This is a genomic window from Kitasatospora sp. NPDC127060, assembly GCF_042724935.1.
Taxonomy (GTDB): Bacteria; Actinomycetota; Actinomycetes; order Streptomycetales; family Streptomycetaceae; genus Kitasatospora.
In genome coordinates this window covers 24,626-44,531 of the sequence record NZ_JBHXEG010000029.1, presented here as the reverse complement: position 1 = coordinate 44,531, position 19,906 = coordinate 24,626, and the positions used below count along the sequence as shown (strand labels likewise).

Annotated in this window: 14 protein-coding genes; 8 read left to right on the top strand and 6 right to left on the bottom strand. The window is 71.0% G+C overall.

What is annotated here, in order from left to right:
• The first annotated feature begins 212 nt into the window (after positions 1-212).
• The 4 genes from rplJ to ACFWIS_RS18130 all read left to right on the top strand — a co-directional run bounded on the left by rplJ (position 213) and on the right by ACFWIS_RS18130 (position 9,425).
• Positions 213-776 (top strand): 50S ribosomal protein L10, encoded by a 564-nt coding sequence (rplJ, locus tag ACFWIS_RS18145; protein ID WP_350503606.1) that lies wholly within the window; start codon positions 213-215, stop codon positions 774-776.
• Positions 777-866: 90 nt separating this feature from the next.
• Entirely contained in the window at positions 867-1,250 is a 384-nt protein-coding gene (gene rplL, locus ACFWIS_RS18140) for a 50S ribosomal protein L7/L12 (RefSeq protein WP_380459419.1), read from the top strand.
• A 688-nt stretch (positions 1,251-1,938) separates the two neighbouring features.
• On the top strand, positions 1,939-5,415 hold the full coding sequence (rpoB, locus tag ACFWIS_RS18135; RefSeq protein ID WP_380459417.1) for a DNA-directed RNA polymerase subunit beta: 3,477 nt from the start codon (positions 1,939-1,941) through the stop codon (positions 5,413-5,415).
• 116 nt (positions 5,416-5,531) lie between these two features.
• Positions 5,532-9,425, top strand: coding sequence for a DNA-directed RNA polymerase subunit beta' (locus tag ACFWIS_RS18130; RefSeq protein ID WP_380459415.1), 3,894 nt, complete (start codon positions 5,532-5,534; stop codon positions 9,423-9,425).
• Positions 9,426-9,489: 64 nt separating this feature from the next.
• On the opposite strand, the gene ACFWIS_RS18125 is transcribed toward ACFWIS_RS18130, so the two are convergent.
• The 6 genes from ACFWIS_RS18125 to ACFWIS_RS18100 all read right to left on the bottom strand — a co-directional run bounded on the left by ACFWIS_RS18125 (position 9,490) and on the right by ACFWIS_RS18100 (position 16,301).
• Positions 9,490-10,785: a M48 family metalloprotease gene (locus ACFWIS_RS18125; protein ID WP_380459413.1), complete on the bottom strand. Its 1,296-nt coding sequence runs from the start codon at positions 10,783-10,785 to the stop codon at positions 9,490-9,492.
• A gap of 74 nt (positions 10,786-10,859) precedes the next feature.
• Positions 10,860-11,381 carry a Pycsar system effector family protein gene (locus ACFWIS_RS18120; protein WP_380459411.1) on the bottom strand — a complete coding sequence of 174 codons (522 nt, stop codon included), beginning with the start codon at positions 11,379-11,381 and terminating at the stop codon, positions 10,860-10,862.
• 71 nt (positions 11,382-11,452) lie between these two features.
• Complete coding sequence (locus ACFWIS_RS18115; RefSeq protein ID WP_380459409.1) at positions 11,453-12,403, bottom strand: hypothetical protein; 951 nt, start codon at positions 12,401-12,403, stop codon at positions 11,453-11,455.
• Between the two features lie 50 nt (positions 12,404-12,453).
• Positions 12,454-14,664, bottom strand: a complete 2,211-nt coding sequence (locus ACFWIS_RS18110; protein ID WP_380459406.1) for a hypothetical protein — start codon at positions 14,662-14,664, stop codon at positions 12,454-12,456.
• The gene (locus ACFWIS_RS18105) at positions 14,661-15,470 is read right to left on the bottom strand and encodes a hypothetical protein (protein ID WP_380459403.1); all 810 of its coding nucleotides are present in this window, start codon (positions 15,468-15,470) and stop codon (positions 14,661-14,663) included. The genes ACFWIS_RS18110 and ACFWIS_RS18105 overlap by 4 nt, the downstream gene beginning before the upstream one ends.
• A 111-nt stretch (positions 15,471-15,581) precedes the next feature.
• Positions 15,582-16,301 (bottom strand): Crp/Fnr family transcriptional regulator, encoded by a 720-nt coding sequence (locus tag ACFWIS_RS18100; protein WP_380459400.1) that lies wholly within the window; start codon positions 16,299-16,301, stop codon positions 15,582-15,584.
• Positions 16,302-16,552: 251 nt separating this feature from the next.
• Between ACFWIS_RS18100 and ACFWIS_RS18095 the strand changes: the two genes are divergently transcribed.
• The 4 genes from ACFWIS_RS18095 (at position 16,553) to ACFWIS_RS18080 (ending at position 19,906) form a co-directional block, all read left to right on the top strand.
• Positions 16,553-17,227 (top strand): DUF4097 family beta strand repeat-containing protein, encoded by a 675-nt coding sequence (locus tag ACFWIS_RS18095; protein WP_380459397.1) that lies wholly within the window; start codon positions 16,553-16,555, stop codon positions 17,225-17,227.
• 82 nt (positions 17,228-17,309) lie between these two features.
• Complete coding sequence (locus tag ACFWIS_RS18090; RefSeq protein WP_380459395.1) at positions 17,310-18,497, top strand: sensor histidine kinase; 1,188 nt, start codon at positions 17,310-17,312, stop codon at positions 18,495-18,497.
• Positions 18,494-19,174, top strand: a complete 681-nt coding sequence (locus tag ACFWIS_RS18085) for a response regulator (protein WP_380459393.1) — start codon at positions 18,494-18,496, stop codon at positions 19,172-19,174. The genes ACFWIS_RS18090 and ACFWIS_RS18085 overlap by 4 nt, the downstream gene beginning before the upstream one ends.
• A 120-nt stretch (positions 19,175-19,294) precedes the next feature.
• Positions 19,295-19,906 (top strand): hypothetical protein, encoded by a 612-nt coding sequence (locus tag ACFWIS_RS18080; RefSeq protein WP_380459390.1) that lies wholly within the window; start codon positions 19,295-19,297, stop codon positions 19,904-19,906.

The following is a 19,906-nucleotide window of genomic DNA, read 5'->3' as shown; positions in this document are numbered from 1 at the left end:
AGGCAGCCCGCGCAGGTGTGTCTGGAGCTTCGACTTCCGGGAACCGCGTCCGCGCGAATGCCCGTCGAGGTCGTCACGAGCCCCGTGCGCCTGCGCACCGGGGCTCATTGCGTTTCCGCAAGAGCTTTCCTTCCGTTCCGGCCGGTTCGAGGTGTGAATGGTCGACTTTGCGGTCGGCCGGACTTCGACATCACGGAAGGAGGCGTAAGCCTATGGCCAGGCCCGACAAGGCTGCCGCCGTCGCCGAGATCACGGACAAGTTCCGTGGCTCCTCCGCGGCGCTGCTGACCGAGTACCGCGGTCTCTCGGTGAAGCAGGTCAAGACCCTGCGTCGCTCGCTCGGCGACAACGCCGAGTACGCCGTGGTGAAGAACACGCTGACCAAGATCGCGGCCAACGAGGCCGGGATCTCCGAGCTCGACGACCTGTTCAACGGTCCGACGGCTGTTGCCTTCGTCACCGGTGACCCGGTGGAGTCGGCGAAGGCTCTGCGTGACTTCGCCAAGGAGAACCCCGCTCTCATCATCAAGGGCGGTGTCCTTGACGGCAAGGCGCTGTCCGCCGATGAGATCAAGAAGCTCGCGGACCTCGAGTCCCGCGAGGTGCTGCTCGCCAAGCTGGCGGGTGCCCTGAAGGCCAAGCAGTCCCAGGCTGCCGCGCTCTTCCAGGCCCTGCCGTCGAAGCTCGTCCGCACTGTGGACGCGCTGCGCGACAAGGTCGAGCAGGGCGGTGCCGGTACGCCGGCTCCCGCCGCCGAGGACGCGGCCGCCGAGTAATTCGGCAGGCTCACGCCTCGCTGCGGGCCCGTACGCCCGCCAACCCGTACATCCGGCACCACCTGCCGATTTAGTGGAAGGACGCCAATCATGGCGAAGCTGACCCAGGACGAGCTGCTCGCGCAGTTCGAGGAGCTCACCCTCATCGAGCTCGCTGCCTTCGTGAAGGCCTTCGAGGACAAGTTCGACGTCACCGCTGCCGCTCCGGTCGCCGTTGCCGGCATCGCCGGCCCGGGCGCCGTGGCCGAGGCCGTCGAGGAGCAGGACGAGTTCGACGTCATCCTCGACGCCGCCGGCGACAAGAAGATCCAGGTCATCAAGGAGGTGCGCACCCTGACCTCCCTCGGCCTGAAGGAGGCCAAGGACCTCGTTGACACCGCTGGTGCCAAGGTCCTGGAGAAGGTTGCCAAGGACGTTGCCGAGAAGGCCAAGGCCGCCCTCGAGGGTGCCGGCGCCAAGGTCACCGTCAAGTGACTTCTCGCCCCCTCTGAGGGGGCCTGAGACCGGGCCGATCACCCTTGCGGGTGGTCGGCCCGGTCTTTTGCGTTCCCGGCCCCGGCCGGCCTTCCCCAGCCCGGACCAGCGCGGCCACCGGTGTGGCCGATCGCGCACTGGGTGCTGTCGGCCACGAGGAGTATGGTGATCACCGTCATCGACGGTGGCCCCCGACCACGGCTTCTGTAACGCCGAGGGGGTTCGGGCCGATGAACGGGTCGAGGTCCGCCCCCGCCGACGGGCCCTTGACGAACCTGGCGAGGCGCGCGATTCTCAAGGCGCGAGTCCGCCCCGGTTGGTTTGCGGCTGGATGCATAACCAGCGGCTCCGGCGGGAAATGACTCCACGTGAGTTAGAGCAGTACCCGGTGGGCGCCCGCGCCCCCCGGCTACCGGGAGGAGTCTCCGATTCGGTTTCCGAATCAGAGCTGGACAGCAGTGTGGCCATTGGCTACACTGTCCCTTTGCGCTGCCTGTTAGCTGCTCCGTGACTCGTCGCCCGGAGTTTGCGTTGCCCTGAAGGGGTCTGGCACCGCCTCCGCAAAGCGGCTCTGACCTGGGGTTTCGACCCCGGCGGAGGCCAGTGGCGAGGGAGGCGGAATCCAGGCTCAAGCAGGCCCGGCTGGTACGCGCGTAGTGAGCTCCGAGCCCTCGGAAGGACCCCCCTCTTGGCCGCGCCGCGCAACGCCTCGAACAATTCCGCCGCATCCACCGCCCCGCTCCGCGTCTCGTTCGCGAAGATCAAGGAGCCCCTCGAGGTCCCGAACCTCCTGGCCCTGCAGACCGAGAGCTTTGACTGGCTGCTCGGCAACGCGGCCTGGAAGTCCCGGGTCGAGCAGGCGCTGGAGTCTGGTCAGGACGTCCCCACCAAGTCCGGTCTGGAGGAGATCTTCGAGGAGATCTCGCCGATCGAGGACTTCAGCGGGTCGATGTCCCTGACCTTCCGCGACCACCGTTTCGAGCCGCCGAAGAACTCCATTGACGAGTGCAAGGACCGTGACTTCACGTACGCGGCCCCGCTCTTCGTCACGGCCGAGTTCACCAACAACGAGACCGGTGAGATCAAGTCTCAGACGGTCTTCATGGGCGATTTCCCGCTCATGACCCACAAGGGCACGTTCGTGATCAACGGCACCGAGCGTGTCGTCGTGTCGCAGCTGGTCCGCTCCCCGGGTGTGTACTTCGACTCCACCCTGGACAAGGTGTCCGACAAGGACATCTACTCCTGCAAGGTCATCCCCTCGCGTGGTGCCTGGCTGGAGATGGAGATCGACAAGCGCGACATGGTCGGCGTCCGCATCGACCGCAAGCGCAAGCAGTCCGTCACCGTGCTGCTGAAGGCTCTCGGCTGGACCAACGAGATGATTCTCGAGGAGTTCGGCGAGTACGAGTCCATGCGCAACACCCTGGAGAAGGACCACACCCAGGGCCAGGACGACGCGCTGCTGGACATCTACCGCAAGCTGCGTCCGGGCGAGCCGCCGACGCGCGAGGCCGCGCAGACGCTTCTGGAGAACCTGTACTTCAACCCGAAGCGCTACGACCTGGCCAAGGTCGGCCGGTACAAGCTCAACAGGAAGCTGGGCAACGCCGAGTCCCTGGACTCCGGCGTGCTCACCGAGCCCGACATCATCGGTGCGATCAAGTACCTGGTGAAGCTGCACGCGGGCGAGACCGAGTGGCGTGACGAGACCGGCCGCGACATCGTGGTCGAGGTCGACGACATCGACCACTTCGGCAACCGCCGCCTGCGCAACGTCGGCGAGCTCATCCAGAACCAGGTCCGTACGGGTCTCGCCCGCATGGAGCGCGTCGTGCGCGAGCGCATGACCACCCAGGACGTCGAGGCGATCACGCCGCAGACCCTGATCAACATCCGGCCGGTCGTCGCCTCCATCAAGGAGTTCTTCGGCACCAGCCAGCTGTCGCAGTTCATGGACCAGACGAACCCGCTGTCGGGCCTGACCCACAAGCGTCGTCTGTCCGCCCTCGGTCCCGGTGGTCTCTCCCGTGAGCGCGCCGGCTTCGAGGTCCGTGACGTGCACCCCTCGCACTACGGCCGCATGTGTCCGATCGAGACCCCGGAAGGCCCGAACATCGGTCTGATCGGGTCGCTGGCCTCGTACGGCCGGGTCAACGCCTTCGGCTTCATCGAGACCCCGTACCGCAAGGTCGTCGACGGTGTCGTCACCGAGAAGGTTGACTACCTCACCGCCGACGAGGAGGACCGCTACGTCATCGCCCAGGCGAACGCCCCGCTGACCGCGGACCTGCACTTCGCCGAGCCGCGCGTCCTGGTCCGCCGCCGTGGTGGCGAGATCGACTACATCCCGGGCACCGAGATCGACTACATGGACGTCTCGCCGCGCCAGATGGTGTCGGTCGCGACCGCCATGATCCCGTTCCTCGAGCACGACGACGCCAACCGCGCGCTCATGGGCTCGAACATGATGCGTCAGGCGGTGCCGCTGCTGAAGAGCGAGGCCCCGCTGGTCGGCACCGGTATGGAGTACCGCTGCGCCGTCGACGCCGCCGACGTCATCACCGCCGAGAAGTCGGGCGTGGTGCAGGAGGTCTCGGCCGACTACGTCACCGTGGCCAACGACGACGGCACGTACACCACGTACCGCGCCGCCAAGTTCACCCGCTCCAACCAGGGCACCGCCTTCAACCAGAAGGTGCTCGTGGACGAGGGCGCCCGGGTCGAGGTCAACCAGGTGCTGGCCGACGGCCCGTGCACCGACGAGGGCGAGATGGCCCTCGGCAAGAACCTGCTCGTGGCGTTCATGTCGTGGGAGGGTCACAACTACGAGGACGCGATCATCCTGTCGCAGCGCCTCGTGCAGGACGACGTCCTCTCCTCGATCCACATCGAGGAGCACGAGGTCGACGCCCGTGACACCAAGCTCGGCCCCGAGGAGATCACCCGGGACATCCCGAACGTCTCCGAGGAGGTCCTCGCGGACCTCGACGAGCGCGGCATCATCCGGATCGGCGCCGACGTCGTCACCGGTGACATCCTCGTCGGCAAGGTCACCCCGAAGGGTGAGACCGAGCTGACCCCCGAGGAGCGCCTGCTCCGCGCGATCTTCGGCGAGAAGGCCCGTGAGGTCCGCGACACCTCGCTGAAGGTCCCGCACGGTGAGTCCGGCAAGGTCATCGGTGTGCGCGTGTTCGACCGCGAGGAGGGCGACGAGCTCCCCCCGGGTGTCAACCAGCTGGTCCGCGTCTACGTGGCCCAGAAGCGCAAGATCACCAACGGTGACAAGCTCGCCGGCCGTCACGGCAACAAGGGTGTCATCTCCAAGATCCTCCCGGTCGAGGACATGCCCTTCCTCGAGGACGGCACCCCCGTCGACATCATCCTCAACCCGCTGGGTGTCCCGTCCCGAATGAACCCGGGACAGGTCCTGGAGATCCACCTCGGGTGGCTCGCCAAGCAGGGCTGGGACGTCTCCGGTCTCGCCGACGAGTGGGCCCAGCGCCTGCAGGCGATCGGCGCCGACCAGGTCGACGGTGGCACCAACCTCGCCACCCCGGTCTTCGACGGCGCCCGCGAGGACGAGATCACCGGTCTGCTGGACAACACCACCCTCACCCGTGACGGTGAGCGCCTGGTGAACTCCACCGGCAAGGCCCGCCTGTTCGACGGCCGCTCCGGCGAGCCGTTCCCGATGCCGGTCTCGGTCGGCTACATGTACATCCTCAAGCTGCACCACCTGGTCGACGACAAGCTGCACGCCCGGTCGACCGGTCCGTACTCGATGATCACCCAGCAGCCGCTCGGTGGTAAGGCGCAGTTCGGTGGTCAGCGCTTCGGTGAGATGGAGGTGTGGGCCCTCGAGGCGTACGGCGCTGCGTACGCCCTGCAGGAGCTGCTCACCATCAAGTCCGACGACGTGCTCGGCCGCGTGAAGGTCTACGAGGCCATCGTCAAGGGCGAGAACATCCCCGAGCCCGGCATTCCCGAGTCCTTCAAGGTTCTCATCAAGGAAATGCAGTCGCTCTGCCTCAACGTGGAGGTGCTGTCCTCGGACGGCCAGTCCATCGAGATGCGGGACTCCGACGAGGACGTCTTCCGCGCCGCCGAAGAGCTCGGCATCGACCTGTCCCGGCGCGAGCCGAGCAGCGTCGAAGAGGTCTGACGGAGGTTGGGCCGGCTCGCGCTCCTGAACCGAACAGAGCGTGCAGCCGGCCCGCCCCCAGGCCCCCCTCAGACCACAGACAAACTCTCGAATCACGAAAGAGGGCTTGACGACCAGTGCTTGACGTCAACTTCTTCGACGAGCTCCGCATCGGCCTGGCCACCGCCGACGACATCCGCCAGTGGTCCCACGGCGAGGTCAAGAAGCCGGAGACCATCAACTACCGCACCCTGAAGCCGGAAAAGGACGGGCTCTTCTGCGAGAAGATCTTCGGCCCCACCCGGGACTGGGAGTGCTACTGCGGCAAGTACAAGCGCGTCCGCTTCAAGGGCATCATCTGTGAGCGCTGCGGCGTCGAGGTGACCCGCGCCAAGGTGCGCCGCGAGCGGATGGGCCACATCGAGCTGGCCGCCCCGGTCACCCACATCTGGTACTTCAAGGGCGTGCCGTCCCGCCTCGGCTACCTGCTGGACCTGGCGCCGAAGGACCTCGAGAAGGTCATCTACTTCGCCGCCTACATGATCACCTGGGTCGACGACGAGCGCCGCCAGCGCGACCTGCCGTCCCTGGAGGCGCACGTCTCGGTCGAGCGCCAGCAGATCGAGAACCGCCGCGACTCCGACCTCGAAGGCCGCGCCAAGAAGGCCGAGACCGACCTGGCCGAGCTGGAGGCCGAGGGCGCCAAGGCCGACGTGCGCCGCAAGGTGCGCGAGGGCGCCGAGCGCGAGATGAAGCAGCTGCGCGACCGCGCGCAGCGCGAGCTCGACCGCCTCGACGAGGTGTGGGCCCGCTTCAAGAACCTCAAGGTCCAGGACCTCGAGGGCGACGAGCTGCTCTACCGCGAGCTGCGCGACCGCTTCGGCACCTACTTCTCCGGCTCGATGGGCGCGGCGGCCCTCAAGGACCGCCTCGAGACCTTCGACCTGGCGGAGGAGGCCGAGCGCCTCCGCGAGATCATCCGCACCGGCAAGGGCCAGAAGAAGACCCGTGCGCTCAAGCGCCTCAAGGTCGTCTCCGCGTTCCTGCAGACCAGCAACAAGCCCAACGGCATGGTCCTGGACTGCGTCCCGGTCATCCCGCCGGACCTGCGTCCGATGGTGCAGCTGGACGGTGGCCGCTTCGCGACCTCCGACCTGAACGACCTGTACCGCCGCGTCATCAACCGCAACAACCGCCTGAAGCGCCTGCTCGACCTCGGTGCCCCCGAGATCATCGTGAACAACGAGAAGCGCATGCTCCAGGAGGCCGTCGACGCGCTGTTCGACAACGGCCGCCGCGGCCGTCCGGTCACCGGCCCGGGCAACCGCCCGCTGAAGTCCCTCAGCGACATGCTGAAGGGCAAGCAGGGTCGTTTCCGCCAGAACCTGCTCGGCAAGCGAGTCGACTACTCGGCCCGTTCGGTCATCGTCGTCGGCCCGCAGCTCAAGCTGCACCAGTGCGGTCTGCCGAAGGCCATGGCGCTGGAGCTCTTCAAGCCGTTCGTGATGAAGCGCCTGGTCGACCTGAACCACGCGCAGAACATCAAGTCGGCCAAGCGCATGGTCGAGCGTGCCCGCCCGGTCGTGTGGGACGTGCTCGAAGAGGTCATCGCCGAGCACCCCGTCCTGCTGAACCGTGCGCCCACCCTGCACCGCCTCGGCATCCAGGCCTTCGAGCCGCAGCTGGTCGAGGGCAAGGCCATCCAGATCCACCCGCTCGTCTGCACCGCGTTCAACGCGGACTTCGACGGTGACCAGATGGCCGTCCACCTGCCGCTCTCCGCGGAGGCGCAGGCCGAGGCCCGCATCCTGATGCTGTCCTCGAACAACATCCTGAAGCCGGCCGACGGTCGCCCCGTCACCATGCCGACCCAGGACATGGTGCTCGGTCTGTTCTTCCTGACCTCGGACCGCGACGACGTGAAGGGCGCCGACCGCACCTTCTCGTCGACCGCCGAGGCGATCATGGCCTTCGACGCCCGCGAGCTGGACGTCCAGGCCCCGATCGAGCTGCGCCTCGGCGCCGGCACCGTCCCGCCCCGCGGCTGGACCCCGCCGGTGGACGAGGAGGGCCAGCCGAGCTGGTTCGACGGCGAGCCCTTCCGCCTGCGCACCACCCTGGGCCGCGCGCTCTTCAACGAGCTGCTGCCCGAGGACTACCCGTTCGTCGACTACGAGGTGGGCAAGAAGCAGCTCTCCGCGATCGTCAACGACCTGGCGGAGCGCTACCCCAAGGTCGTCGTCGCGGCGACCCTGGACAACCTGAAGGCGGCCGGCTTCCACTGGTCGACCCGCTCGGGTGTCACCGTCTCGATCTCGGACGTCATCGTCCCGCCGAGCAAGCCCCAGATCCTGGAGGGCTTCGAGGCCAAGGCGGAGAAGGTCCAGAAGCAGTACGAGCGCGGTCTGATCACCAACGACGAGCGCAAGCAGGAGCTCGTCGGCATCTGGACCCAGGCGACCAACGAGGTCGCCGAGGCCATGGCCGCGAACTTCCCGAAGACGAACCCCATCTTCATGATGGTCGACTCGGGTGCTCGTGGAAACATGATGCAGATGCGCCAGATCGCCGGTATGCGTGGTCTGGTGTCGAACGCCAAGAACGAGACCATCCCGCGACCCATCAAGGCGTCGTTCCGTGAGGGTCTCACCGTGCTGGAGTACTTCATCTCCACCCACGGTGCCCGTAAGGGTCTGGCCGACACCGCCCTCCGTACCGCCGACTCCGGCTACCTCACCCGTCGTCTGGTCGACGTCTCCCAGGACGTCATCATTCGCGAGGAGGACTGCGGCACCGAGCGCGGCCTGAAGCTGGCGATCGGCTCCGTGGGCGCCGACGGCGTGCTGCGCAAGGCCGACGACGTCGAGACCAGCGTGTACGCCCGCATGCTCGCCGAGGACATCACCGTCGACGGCAAGCTGCTGGCCACCGCGAACACCGACCTCGGTGACGTGCTGATCGACGAGCTGATCCGCCACGGCATCAGCGAGGTCAAGACCCGCTCGATCCTGACCTGTGAGTCGGCCGTCGGCACCTGTGCCTTCTGCTACGGCCGCTCGCTGGCCACCGGCAAGCTGGTCGACATCGGTGAGGCGGTCGGCATCATCGCCGCCCAGTCCATCGGTGAGCCCGGTACCCAGCTGACCATGCGTACCTTCCACACCGGTGGTGTGGCCGGTGACGACATCACCCAGGGTCTGCCGCGTGTCGTCGAGCTCTTCGAGGCCCGTACCCCGAAGGGTGTGGCCCCGATCTCCGAGGCCACCGGCCGGGCGCGGATCGAGGACACCGAGAAGACCCGCAAGATCGTCATCACGCCGGACGACGGCACCGACGAGATCGCCTACCCGGTCTCCAAGCGTGTCAAGCTGCTGGTCAGCGAGGGCGAGGCGGTCGAGGTCGGCCAGAAGCTGACCATGGGTGCCACCAACCCGCACGACGTCCTGCGCATCATGGGCCAGCGTGCCGTCCAGGTCCACCTGGTCGCCGAGGTCCAGAAGGTCTACAACTCGCAGGGTGTGTCGATCCACGACAAGCACATCGAGATCATCATCCGGCAGATGCTCCGCCGTGTGACGATCATCGAGTCGGGCGACGCCGAGCTGCTCCCGGGCGAGCTCGTCGAGCGCGGTCGCTTCGAGACCGAGAACCGTCGTGTGGTCGCCGAGGGCGGTCACCCCGCCTCCGGCCGTCCGCAGCTGATGGGTATCACCAAGGCCTCGCTGGCCACCGAGTCCTGGCTGTCGGCCGCCTCCTTCCAGGAGACGACCCGGGTCCTCACCGACGCGGCGATCCACGCCAAGTCGGACCCGCTGCTGGGCCTCAAGGAGAACGTCATCCTCGGTAAGCTCATCCCGGCCGGTACGGGTCTGCCCCGCTACCGCAACATCCGGGTCGAGCCGACCGAGGAGGCCAAGGCCGCCATGTACTCGGCCGTCGGCTACGACGACTACGACCTGTCGCCCTTCGGCGCCGGCTCCGGCCAGGCGGTTCCGCTGGACGACTACGACTACGGCCCGTACAGCGGCTGAGTCGAGCGTCACTGATCGCAGGGCGGTCACCCCTCACGGGGTGGCCGCCCTGCGGCGTTTCCGGCTATCGGGGGGCGGTGGCCGCGCGCCAGTCCTCCAGGCGGCGGATCCGGGTGTGGGTGTCCGGGTGGCTGGACAGCAGCCGCTGGCCGAGGCCCGGCCGGACGGCGCGGCCGCCGTTCTCCCGCGCGGCGATCGCCATGGCCTGCTCCTCGTCCCGCAGGAAGCCGTGGAAGACCTCGATCATGGCGTCGGCGAAACCGAGTTCGGCGGCCTGGACGTCCGCCCGCAGCTCGGAGCGGCGGCCGACCGCGGCGAGCAGGTACGGCGTGACCAGCACCAGCAGCAGCGGCGGGAAGGACACCGCCACGGCCACCACCAGGACGATCGAGACCAGCCCGACCACGAGGGCGCCGAGCAGCGAGAACACCGCCGCGATCCGGAACGCGATCACCGCCGCGATCCGGAACACCGCCCAGGCGATCCGGGCCGGCATCGAGTACCAGTAGCCCAGCAGGGTCGCCCAGGCGTGACCGCCGCGGTGGTGGCCCAGCTCATGGGCGAGCACGGCGGCCAGCTGGGCGTCGGGGAGGGTCTCCAGCGCGTACCGGGTGACGCCGACGATGTGGCCGGCGGCCGCGGTGGCGTTGACCGCCTTGTGGTCCTCGATCCACAGGTCGTACGTCGCCGGGTTCACCCCCGCCCTGGCGGTCACCTGGTGCCAGATCGGCTCCAGCCTGGTCAGCTCGGAGTGCAGCGCCGGACGCATCCGGAACAGGTAGCGGGCGAGGACCTTCTCCGTCGGGCGGTGGAAGACCAGCGCACCGGAGGCGATCCAGAGGCCGATCAGCACCAGGTTGAGCGGCTCCGGGAGGAGCAGCGAGACCAGCATCACCACCAGCAGGCTGCACAGGAAGTGCGGGAGCTGGAAGACCAGTTGGCCGACCGCGGTGGCGTCGGCGCCGCGCTGGCGGGTGGCCAGGTGGATCCGGCCGGTGTGCGGGTCGATGTCGACGGTGGGGTCGAGCGCGGGGGGCTGCGACGGGGCCGGCGGCGGGGCGAAGCCCTGGGCGGGGATGCGGGGCGGCTGCGGGGGGTGCTGGGGGTGGGCGGGGGGAGCGTACTGGGGCGGGACGGCGGCGGTGGGGTACTGGGGCGGAGGTGCCGTCGGGTACTGGGGGGCGGCGGTGGCGGGGTACTGCTGCGCTGGCGGGGCGGTCGGGTACTGCGGCGGCGGCGGTGCCGGGGTGGGGTACTGGGGAGCGGCCTGCGGATACTGCGGCGGAACGGTCGGGTGCTGCGCTGGGGGACCGGCGGGGTACTGGGGCGGCGGGGCGTCCGGGTAGGTCGGTTCGGTCATGGCGAGGTCCTCGGGGACGGGACGCGCGCGGCAGCGGCGTCCGTACGGTGGTGGACGGGTGTGAGGGAGCCGGGTCAGCCCAGGAACAGGGCGGTGACCAGCGGGAACAGGCCGACGCCGAAGGCGAGGACGCCGACCCGTACCCAGGAGTGCTTCCGCGAGACGATCAGACTGTTCTCCGCGAGCGCGGCGCGGACGGCCTCGGCGGCCAAGGCCTCGGTGTCGGCCAGGGCGTCGGCGAGCAGCCCCTGTTCGGCGGCCAGCCGGATGTCCCCGAAGTAGCCGAGCGGGCGGCCCGGGCGCCAGGTGCTGCGCCGGAAGCGGGGCAGTACCGCGAACAGCAGCGAGACCAGCGAGACGGCGATGCCCAGGCCGCCGAGGGCCAGCAGCACCGCGGCGGCGCCGGAGAGCTGCTGCGGCGCCCAGCCGTTGCCGGTGAGCAGGCCGCCGAGTACCCCGACGATGACGCCGAGGGCGGCGACCAGCACGGCGGCCTTGCTGTCCGCGCGGGCGATCTCGGTGCGCAGCTCGGCGAGCAGGGCGGTACCGGGCGGTGGCGGTGGCGGTGGCGGGCCGGGGGCGGGCGGGGCGGACACGGTGGGCCTCCTCGGGCTACGGCGACTTCACGGCGACTTCACGGCGACTTCACGGCGACTTCACGGCGACTTCAGGGCGCCGGCGGAGGATTGGGGCCCTTGTCGAGCCGGGGCGCGTCCGGGCCGGCGGGCCGGTGGCGCAGGATCGCTTCGAGCGCGGCCTTCGCGTCCTGCCGCGGGCCGTCCAACTCGAAGTCCTCCAGGGCGTTCTGGTCGAGCAGTCGCTGGATCAGGTGGAGCTGGCCCTGGACCAGCTCCTGCTGCTCGTCCTTGAGGTAACCGAGCGCCCGCGGCAGGTCCTCGGGGTGGGCGGCCACCTGGAGGGCCCAGGCGGTCACCCCGCCCTGCTCCAGGTGGTACTGGTAGAACTTCGCCTTCGCGGCGAGGACCTCGTTGGCCTCCTGGACCTGCCGGAGGGCGTGCGGGTGGGCCTGGGTGTCGAAGTGGTAGCCGCGCAGCCGCTCCTTCTGGTCGCGGGCGGCCTGGTCGAGGTCCAACTGGACGGCGCAGCGCACCCGTAGGCCCTCGGCCTCGGCCACCGGGTACTCGTCCAGTGCCTGCTGGACGGCGGACTCGGCCTCCGCGCTCCGGTCGGTGGTGAGGCCGCGGGTGACCGCCCGCATCCGCTGCCGGACGCGGGGGACGAGCAGGGCCGGGACGTCACCGATCCGGCTGGCCACCACCAGCTCCGGGGCCGTGACCTGCCAGTCGACCTCCACCACGGCCTCGAAGGCGCCGACGTCGTCCCGGCCGGGCAGCCGCTCCGTCATCCGCAGGTGGTGCAGGCCGAGGTCGACCTCGAACGCGGCCTGGTAGCCGCGGCCGACCAGATCGCTGAAGCCCGGGCGGTGCGGCGGCAGGAAGACCTGGTGCTCACCGGACGGGGTGGTCAGGACCAGGGCGGAGTCGGCCCGGGCGTCCGGCCGCTTGGGCAGGCCGAGCGCGCGGCCCAGCGGGTGGACCTTCAGGACCGGGTCGATGAGGTCGCCGGCGGGGAGGTCTGGGCGGTGTCGTGCCGACATGCGCGGGTGCTCCAGGATCGGGACGGGTCGTCGGTTCGGGTGGTGCGGTCTCAGCCGCCGGGCAGGGCCGGTGCCGCCGGGCCGCCGGTCGGGCCGCCACGGACGGTGCGGACCAGGTGGTCCAGCCGCTGGCGGTCGCGCTCGGTGACGGCCAGGTCGTCGAACAGTTCGGTGAGCCGTGCGGTGGTCTCCGGCTGGTCGGTGGCACCGATCAGCCAGCCGCGCAGCACGCCCAGGGCGGCGTCGCGGTAGCGGCGGTCGTCGAGTGCCGTACGCCACAGGGTGACCAGCAGCGAACGGACCGGCACGGGCTCGTCGGGCGCGGGCAGCACCGTGACGCTCAGTACGCCCCCCGGCTCGGGGCTCGGGCTGCGGGCGTACCAGTCGAGCAGCAGCGGGCTGCCGACCGCGGTGTCCTCGGTGCGCTGCGCGGCGGTCAGGAAGGTGGCCAGGGCCAGCTGCCGCAGCTGGCCCGACTCGGAGAGCCAGCGGACCAGGGCGCGCAGGGCCTGCTCGGCCTCGGCGGAGAGCAGCAGGAGTTCGGCGGCTTCCAGCAGGCCGAGCACCTGGAAGCGGTCGGGCTGCTCCGGCGGGTGCGTACCGGGCTGGAACCTGGCGGCGAGCTGGTCCAGCTCCTCGGTGCTCAGACGCTCGGCGGCCAGTGCGAAGGCCTCCAGGGCCTGGGCCGGCAGCAGCGGGCCGAGCAGGGCGTAGCAGCGGATCGCCGTCCAGCGACGGCGGGCGCTGTCGTCGCCGGCCCAGCCGCGCAGGATGCGCGGGACGGCGGCGGTGCCCGCGTGGTAGGCGAGGGCGAGGCTGTTGGCGGCCTGGAGGCAGAGCCGGAAGTCCTTGGCGCCGGACCAGGGGCCGAGCAGGCCGCTCATGGTGGCGGAGAGGTCGACGGAGGCCAGCAGGGCGGTGGTGGAGGCCACCCGGGTCCGCACCAGCGCGCGGGAGTCGGTGGCCAGGGCGTTCAGCCAGCCGGTGATCGCGGGGCGGGCCGAGGGGTGGCTCGTCCAGACCTCGCGCAGCAGGGTGGGGGAGGTGCGGGGGTCCAGGAAGGAGGCCATCCGCTGGGGGACCGGGCCCCAGGGGGTCTGTTCGGTCTCCTCGGTGAGTTCGGCGCGGGCGAGGGTCAGGCGGTCCTCGATCGAGCTGCCGAAGGGCGGGATGCCGTCGGGCTCCCCGGCGGTGCGGATCGTCTCCAGGCGGCGGAACAGCTTGTCGGCGGATTCGGCGGCGAGGGTGTAGGGGGCGTGGTCGAAGACGGCCAGGGAGATCAGGAAGGCCTTGTCGCGGAGGGGGAGTTCATCGCTGCCGAACCAGCGGCCGACCTGCTCCTGGACGATGCTGTGACCGAACTTGGTGAGGTCCGAGAGGTTGCCCGTTTCCGGCGAGTACTGGGCCAGCTTGACGGCGAACTCGGCCAGCTCCCGCATCGGCCGGGCTCGCGTCAGGAACTCCCGGACGGGGGCCAGGGTGAGCAACTCTTCGAGCCGTTCGGCCGGTTGGGACTCCAGCAAGGTGCCAAGGTGTTCGGCGAGCACTGCGCGGGGCTCGGGCGGCTCCCAGCTGACAGTGGGCAGTTCGCGCATCGCCGGAGAGCGGACGGTGGTGATGACCAGGTAGCTGTTCTGCTTGGTGAGGGTCTCGTGGAGGCGGTCGAGATCCGGTTGGCGCAGCGGGCGGGTGCGGGAGGTGGCGTAGTCGGCGAGGAGGTAGCCCTTGGCCTGTTCGACGCCGGTGAGCAGGGCCGCAGGGGAGACATCGGGGTCGAGGTTGCGGATCCGGCGGATGCCCAGCCAGGCCAACAGCATCAGTCCGGCGGAGCGGCGCCCGGTGCCGGCTCGGCCGGTGAGGATCAGAAGCCGCTGTTCGCGTAGTTTTTTGACAGTCTGCTCGAAGAGCAGCCCGCCGTAGAAGACCTTGACCAACGCGGCGATTTCCTCCGCCGGTACCTCCCCGGAGGCGTGCAGCGGTGCGCCGAGGGCGGAGCCGAACTGGTAGACCGTGGTCTTGGGGCCGGTGACGACGTCGCCGTGGACCTGGCCGCCGGAGACGGTGTGCCGGTCCCCGCCGACGAGGTCGCCGCCGAAGCCGGGGTTGCCGCCGGCGAAGAGGTAGTTGCGGCCGGCGAAGCCGTCCGGGACGTGCTCCAGCAGCTCCTGGACCGCCTCGAAGGCGTTCTGGGGCTGCTCGGGCGGGGCCTCCTGGAGCTCGTCCTGGTCGGAGACGGCGTCCGCCTCCGGGGTGGCCGTCACCGGTCACCGCCGACGGTGTTGCCGGTGTTGACGTCGCCGTGGACCTCGCCGCCGGAGACGATGTGCTGGTCACCGCCGATCAGGTTGCCGCCGAAGGTGGGGGTGCCGCCGAGGAACTGGAAGGTGGCGGCCTGCTGGGCGGCCTGGGGAGCCGGGGCGGCGGCCGGGACGGGCGCGGCGTGGGCGATCGGGGCGGCGCCGTAGGTGCCGGGGTCGGTGGTGGGCGCGGGTTCGCCGTGCAGCCAGGCCGGGAAGTCGCCCTCCTTGCCCTGGACGGTGACCCGGTGGAACGCCTCCGGGGCCAGTCCGCCGTGGCCGTGCCGGACGATGCCCTGGTAGAGCGCCTCGGAGACGGCGAGGACGCAGGGCCCGTCCCGGTGGCGCAGTGCCTCCCGCAGGGCGGTCGAGTCGAGCAGCCGGAAGGCCTGGTTGAGGTCCCAGCCGACGGCGCCGCCGAGGGCTCCGCCGAGTTCCTGGACGGCGACCTCGCCGGAGGCGAGCACGATCCGCAGCCGTACCCGGGCGCTGTCGGCGGCGAGGCGGTTGTTGGCGTGCAGCAGGGTGGGGGTCTCGTTGATCAGTGCGTGCAGCAGCCGGGCTTTGGGGACGGTGGGGCTGATCAGGGCCATCACGGAGTCGCCACGGTCCTCCAGGCGCTGTTCGGCGGGTTCGACCCCGGCGCTGCGCAGCGTCTCGTGCAGGACGGAGTAGAGCATGCGGCGCATGAAGGCCTGCTCGACGTCGTCCCGCCTGCCGAACTGCTCGATGTCCAGCAGCAGGATGGTGTGGTTCACCGGGTCGGTCATGGTCGCCTCTCGGTTCGTCGTCGCGGCTCAGCCTGCCCGTTGCGGGCGTCCTGGTGTGAGCGCCGTTGAGGTACTCGCTCTGTGACGGTGTGCACAGAACCCCTGTGCGGATCAGCGGAGTTGACCGGGCCTCCGGAGCAGGTCGGGGCGCGCGATGACCAGGGAGCGGCGGCTGGTGGCGACGATGCCGCGCTCCCGCAGGGACTTGAGCAGCCGGGCGACGGCCTCCCGGGAGGCGCCGACGGAGCCGGCCAGTTCCTGCTGGCTGAGCGGGACGGAGACCACGATGCCCTCGGCGGTGCGGCGGCCGTGGGTGCGGGCGAGTTCCAGCAGGAGGTCGGCGAGCCGTTCGCTGACGCTGAGCGAGGCGAACTTGAGCCGGTGGTGGTCGGCGGCGCGCAGCCGGTCGGTGGCGAGGGCGAGCAGCTGCATCGAGGCGGCGGGGGTGCGTTGGAGGTAGGCGGTGAAGGCGGCGCGGTCGACGGCGGCGGCCTCGACCTGTTCCAGCGCGGTGACGGTGGCGGCCCGGGGCCGGCCGCTGAGGGCGGCGGATTCGCCGACGATGTCGCCCGGTCCGCGCAGGGCGAGCAGGGCCTCGTACCCGTTCTCGGCGAGGGCGGTCACCTTGAGCCAGCCGTGCAGGACGAGCAGGACGTGGTCTGAGGGCTCGCCCTCGCGCAGGGCGGTGGAGCGCGCGGGGTAGGCGAGCCGGTGGCCGAGGGCGAGCAGGGCGGTGCGGTCGGCGTGGTCGAGCCGGGCCAGGAACGGCACCCGGTCGTCGAGGCCGTGGCCGGTGGCGGTGCCCGGTCCGCCCGGCGGCGTGTTGGCCATTGCTGATCAGCCCTCGTCGTCCTCGCCTCGGCGCGCTCGGGCCCGGGGCCGGGAGGGGCGGGCCGGGAGGGTTGAGCGCGGGCAAACAAGCTACCGGCGCAGCGGCGTCCGCGCCGGTGAATCCGTGAATTGCCCGTCATCCCCCGCGTGGGGGAGCCGGGCGAACCGCTCCGGCGGGGGAGGTGCGACGAGGGGTGGTCGCGGCAGGGTTCTCGGTGTCGGGATGACGGGGCTGACGAAGGGGGCCGGACATGAAGCGGGTACTGGGCGCGGTGGCGATCACGGCGGCGGTGGTGCTGGGGATGCAGGGGTGCCTGCCATTCTGGGAGTCGGACGAGCACCGGACGGTGAGTTACGGGGTGGCCGAGCAGGTCAAGGAGCTGGTGGTCGAGGCGGAGAACGGTGGCGTGGAGGTCACCGGCGCCGGGGACTCGGTGCAGGTCGTCGAGCGGCAGAGCTACCGGGGGAGCGCGCCGAGGACCACCCACGAGGTGAAGGACGGCGTGCTGCGGCTCGCGTACAGCTGCGACTCCTGCGGGGTCGGTTACACCGTGCGGGTGCCGGCCGGCACCAAGGTGCGGATCAAGGAGGAGAACGGCGGGGTGCGGCTGGCCGGGCTGGCCGCCGAGGTGGACGCCGCGGTGGAGAACGGCGGGGTCGAGGCGACCGGCCTGACCTCCCCGACGGCGCGCCTGAGCGCCACCAACGGCGGGGTGCGGGCCGACTTCGCGGCGGCGCCGACCGCGCTGGACGCCCGGGTCGGCAACGGCGGGGTGCGGCTGGCGGTGCCGTCCGGGGCGGCGTACGCGGTGACCGCCGAGGCGCGGGAGGGCGGCACGGACGTGGGCGTCCCCTCGCAGCCGGGCGCGGCGCACACCATCACCGCCCGGGCGGAGACCGGCGGTGTGACGGTCAGCGGTGTCTGACCGGGCGGTGCCGGACGTTCTGCCGGTAGGGCATGATCTTCTCCGCGGGGGCGGGTTCCCCGGGTACGGGGGAGGTACGACGGTGGAGCACGCGGCGCGTTGGCGGAGCCGCACGGCCGGGCTGAGCCCGTACGTGCTGGACACCTTCCTGGCGGTCTGCTCGGCGGGGGTGTCGCTCTGGTCGGTCTACAACGACGACACGGACTGGCCCTGGTGGGTGTACCTGCTGGCGGCGTCCACCGCGCTGTTCCTGCCCTGGCGGCGCCGGGCCACGCTGGCCCTGCTGATCCTCGGCAGCGCGCCCTCGCTGGTGCTGTCGGTGGTGGCGCACTCGGCGAACCCGCAGGTGCCGCTGTACGCGGTGATCGGGATGTACACGGTGGCGGAGCGCTTCCCGGACCGGCAGCGCTGGCCGGTGCTGGCGGTGGTGGTGGTCGCCAACGTGATCGGCACCCACTCGCCGAACGGCGCGCTGTTCAGCGTGCTCACCTCGGGCGGCTCCTTCGTCTTCGGCGCCCTGGTGCGCACCCAGCGGGAGCTGGCCCTGATGCAGGCGGAGCGGGCGCGGGAGGCCGGGGTGCGGGCGGCCAGTGACGCGGCGCGGGCGGTGGCCGAGGAGCGGGCCCGGATCGCCCGGGAGATGCACGACATCCTGGCGCACGCGGTGTCGCTGATGGTCATCCAGGCCGAGGCCGGGCCGCTGGTGGTGCGCGACAACCCGGACCGGGCGATCCGCGCCTTCGACACCATCGCCGACGCCGGCCGCGACGCGATGGTCCAACTGCGCCGGGTGCTCGGGGTGCTGAAGGACCCGGACGCCGAGCGGGAGCTGGCGCCGCAGCCCCGACTGGCCGAACTCGCCGACGTGGCCGAGCGGGTGCGCCAGGCCGGCCTGCGGGTGGACCTCGAACTCGCCGACGGGCCGGCCGGGTTGCCGGTGGACGTGGAGGCGGCCGCGTTCCGGATCGTGCAGGAGGCGCTGACCAACACCGTCAAGCACTCCGGGGCCGACCGGGTCGCGATCCGGGTGCGGTGCACCGGCGAGGTGCTGGAGGTGGTGGTCTCCGACAACGGCCGCGGGGTACCGCTGACCGCCGGCCGTCTGGTGGCCGGCTGGTCCGGTGGGCGCGGGCTGGTCGGCATCCGCGAGCGGGCGACGGCCTGCGGCGGCCGGGCCGAGGCCGGTCCGGGGCCGGAGGGCAGGGGTTTCCTGGTGAGTGCCCGGCTGCCGCTGGGGCCGGCGGGCGTGGTGGAGAGGGTGGGCGGATGACGCCGATACGGGTGGTGGTCGCGGACGACCAGGAGCTGGTGCGTGCCGGGTTCGGGATGATCCTGGACGCCCAGCCGGACATCGAGGTGGTGGCCGAGGCCTGCGACGGCGCCGAGGCCGTCGAGGCGGTGCGCGCGCACACCCCGGACGTGCTGCTGCTGGACGTCCGGATGCCGGTGATGGACGGCCTGGAGGCGGCCCGCCGGGTGTGCGCGGAGTTCCCGGCCACCAAGGTGATCATGCTGACCACCTTCGACGTGGACGACTACGTCTTCGACGCGCTGTACGCGGGCGCCAGCGGCTTCCTGCTGAAGGACGTCCGGCGGGACGACCTGGCGCACGGGGTGCGGATGGTGGCCTCGGGGGAGGCGCTGCTCGCGCCCTCGGTGACCAGGCGGCTGATCGGCGAGTTCGCCGCCCGCCGGCCGGGTGGCCGGGAGCGGGCGGTGCGGCCGCCGTCCAAGCTGCTGGAGCAGCTGACGGTGCGCGAGCAGGAGACGCTGCGGCTGATCGCGCGCGGGCTGTCCAACGCGGAGATCGCGGCCGAGCTGGTGGTCAGCGAGCACACCGTGAAGACCCACGTCAGCAATGTGCTGAGCAAGCTCGGGCTGCGCGACCGGGTGCACGCGGTGGTGTTCGCGTACGAGGCCGGGGCGGTGGTGGCGGGGGAGTCCTGAGCGACTCCCTCCTGAGGGGGAGGGGGCGGGTTCGCCGGTGCGGGCGATCCGCGACGAGGGGCCCGGCCGGGAGGCTCTGGGGTGTCGGAACGGACCCCGGACACCGCAGGAGATCGTCAGATGAACGCCACCTGGAACACCCGCCTCACCGCCTACGCCGTCGTCGGTGCCCCCGCCCTGATGGCCCTCTACGGCGGCATCCGCCTGGTCCCGGGCTCCCGCGAGCCCGGCCTCGGCTGGACCGCCGGGCACACCGCGATGTTCGCCGGCCTGCTGCTGTTCGCCCCGGTGCTGCTGGCCCTGCGCCGGCTGCTCGCCCCGCGCGGCACCACCGCCGGTCGGCTGGCCGCCAACGCCGCGCTGGGGACGGCGTTCGCGGGCCTGGCGGCCTCGCTGGTGCAGATCGGGATCGACCTGTGCGTCGGCCTGGCCGCGGCGGACAAGGCCGAGCAGGATCGGCTGTTCCAGCGGGTGCAGGACGTCCCCGGGGCGCTCCCGGCCGTCTACCAGGTCGGCCCGGTGCTGTTCTACGTCGGCCTGCTGGCGCTGCTGGTCGCGGCCTCGGCGGGCGCGGGGCGGGCGCTGCGCTGGTGGAGCCCGGTGCTGATGCTGGTGGGCACCGTCGCCAGCGGCGCCGACCTGGCCTTCATCCCGCTGGCCGCCGCCTGCTACCTGGTGGCGCTGTCCCCGCTGGTCCGGCCCTGCGTGGCGCCCCGTACGGCGCTGGCCTAG

Coding starts and splice junctions, on each gene's coding strand:
- rplJ (WP_350503606.1), top strand. CDS start 213: ATGGCCAGGCCCGACAAGGCTGCCGCCGTCGCCGAGATCACGGACAAG.
- rplL (WP_380459419.1), top strand. CDS start 867: ATGGCGAAGCTGACCCAGGACGAGCTGCTCGCGCAGTTCGAGGAGCTC.
- ACFWIS_RS18125 (WP_380459413.1), bottom strand. CDS start 10,785: ATGACCGAACCGACCTACCCGGACGCCCCGCCGCCCCAGTACCCCGCC.
- ACFWIS_RS18115 (WP_380459409.1), bottom strand. CDS start 12,403: ATGTCGGCACGACACCGCCCAGACCTCCCCGCCGGCGACCTCATCGAC.
- ACFWIS_RS18105 (WP_380459403.1), bottom strand. CDS start 15,470: ATGACCGACCCGGTGAACCACACCATCCTGCTGCTGGACATCGAGCAG.
- ACFWIS_RS18100 (WP_380459400.1), bottom strand. CDS start 16,301: ATGGCCAACACGCCGCCGGGCGGACCGGGCACCGCCACCGGCCACGGC.
- ACFWIS_RS18095 (WP_380459397.1), top strand. CDS start 16,553: ATGAAGCGGGTACTGGGCGCGGTGGCGATCACGGCGGCGGTGGTGCTG.
- ACFWIS_RS18085 (WP_380459393.1), top strand. CDS start 18,494: ATGACGCCGATACGGGTGGTGGTCGCGGACGACCAGGAGCTGGTGCGT.
- ACFWIS_RS18080 (WP_380459390.1), top strand. CDS start 19,295: ATGAACGCCACCTGGAACACCCGCCTCACCGCCTACGCCGTCGTCGGT.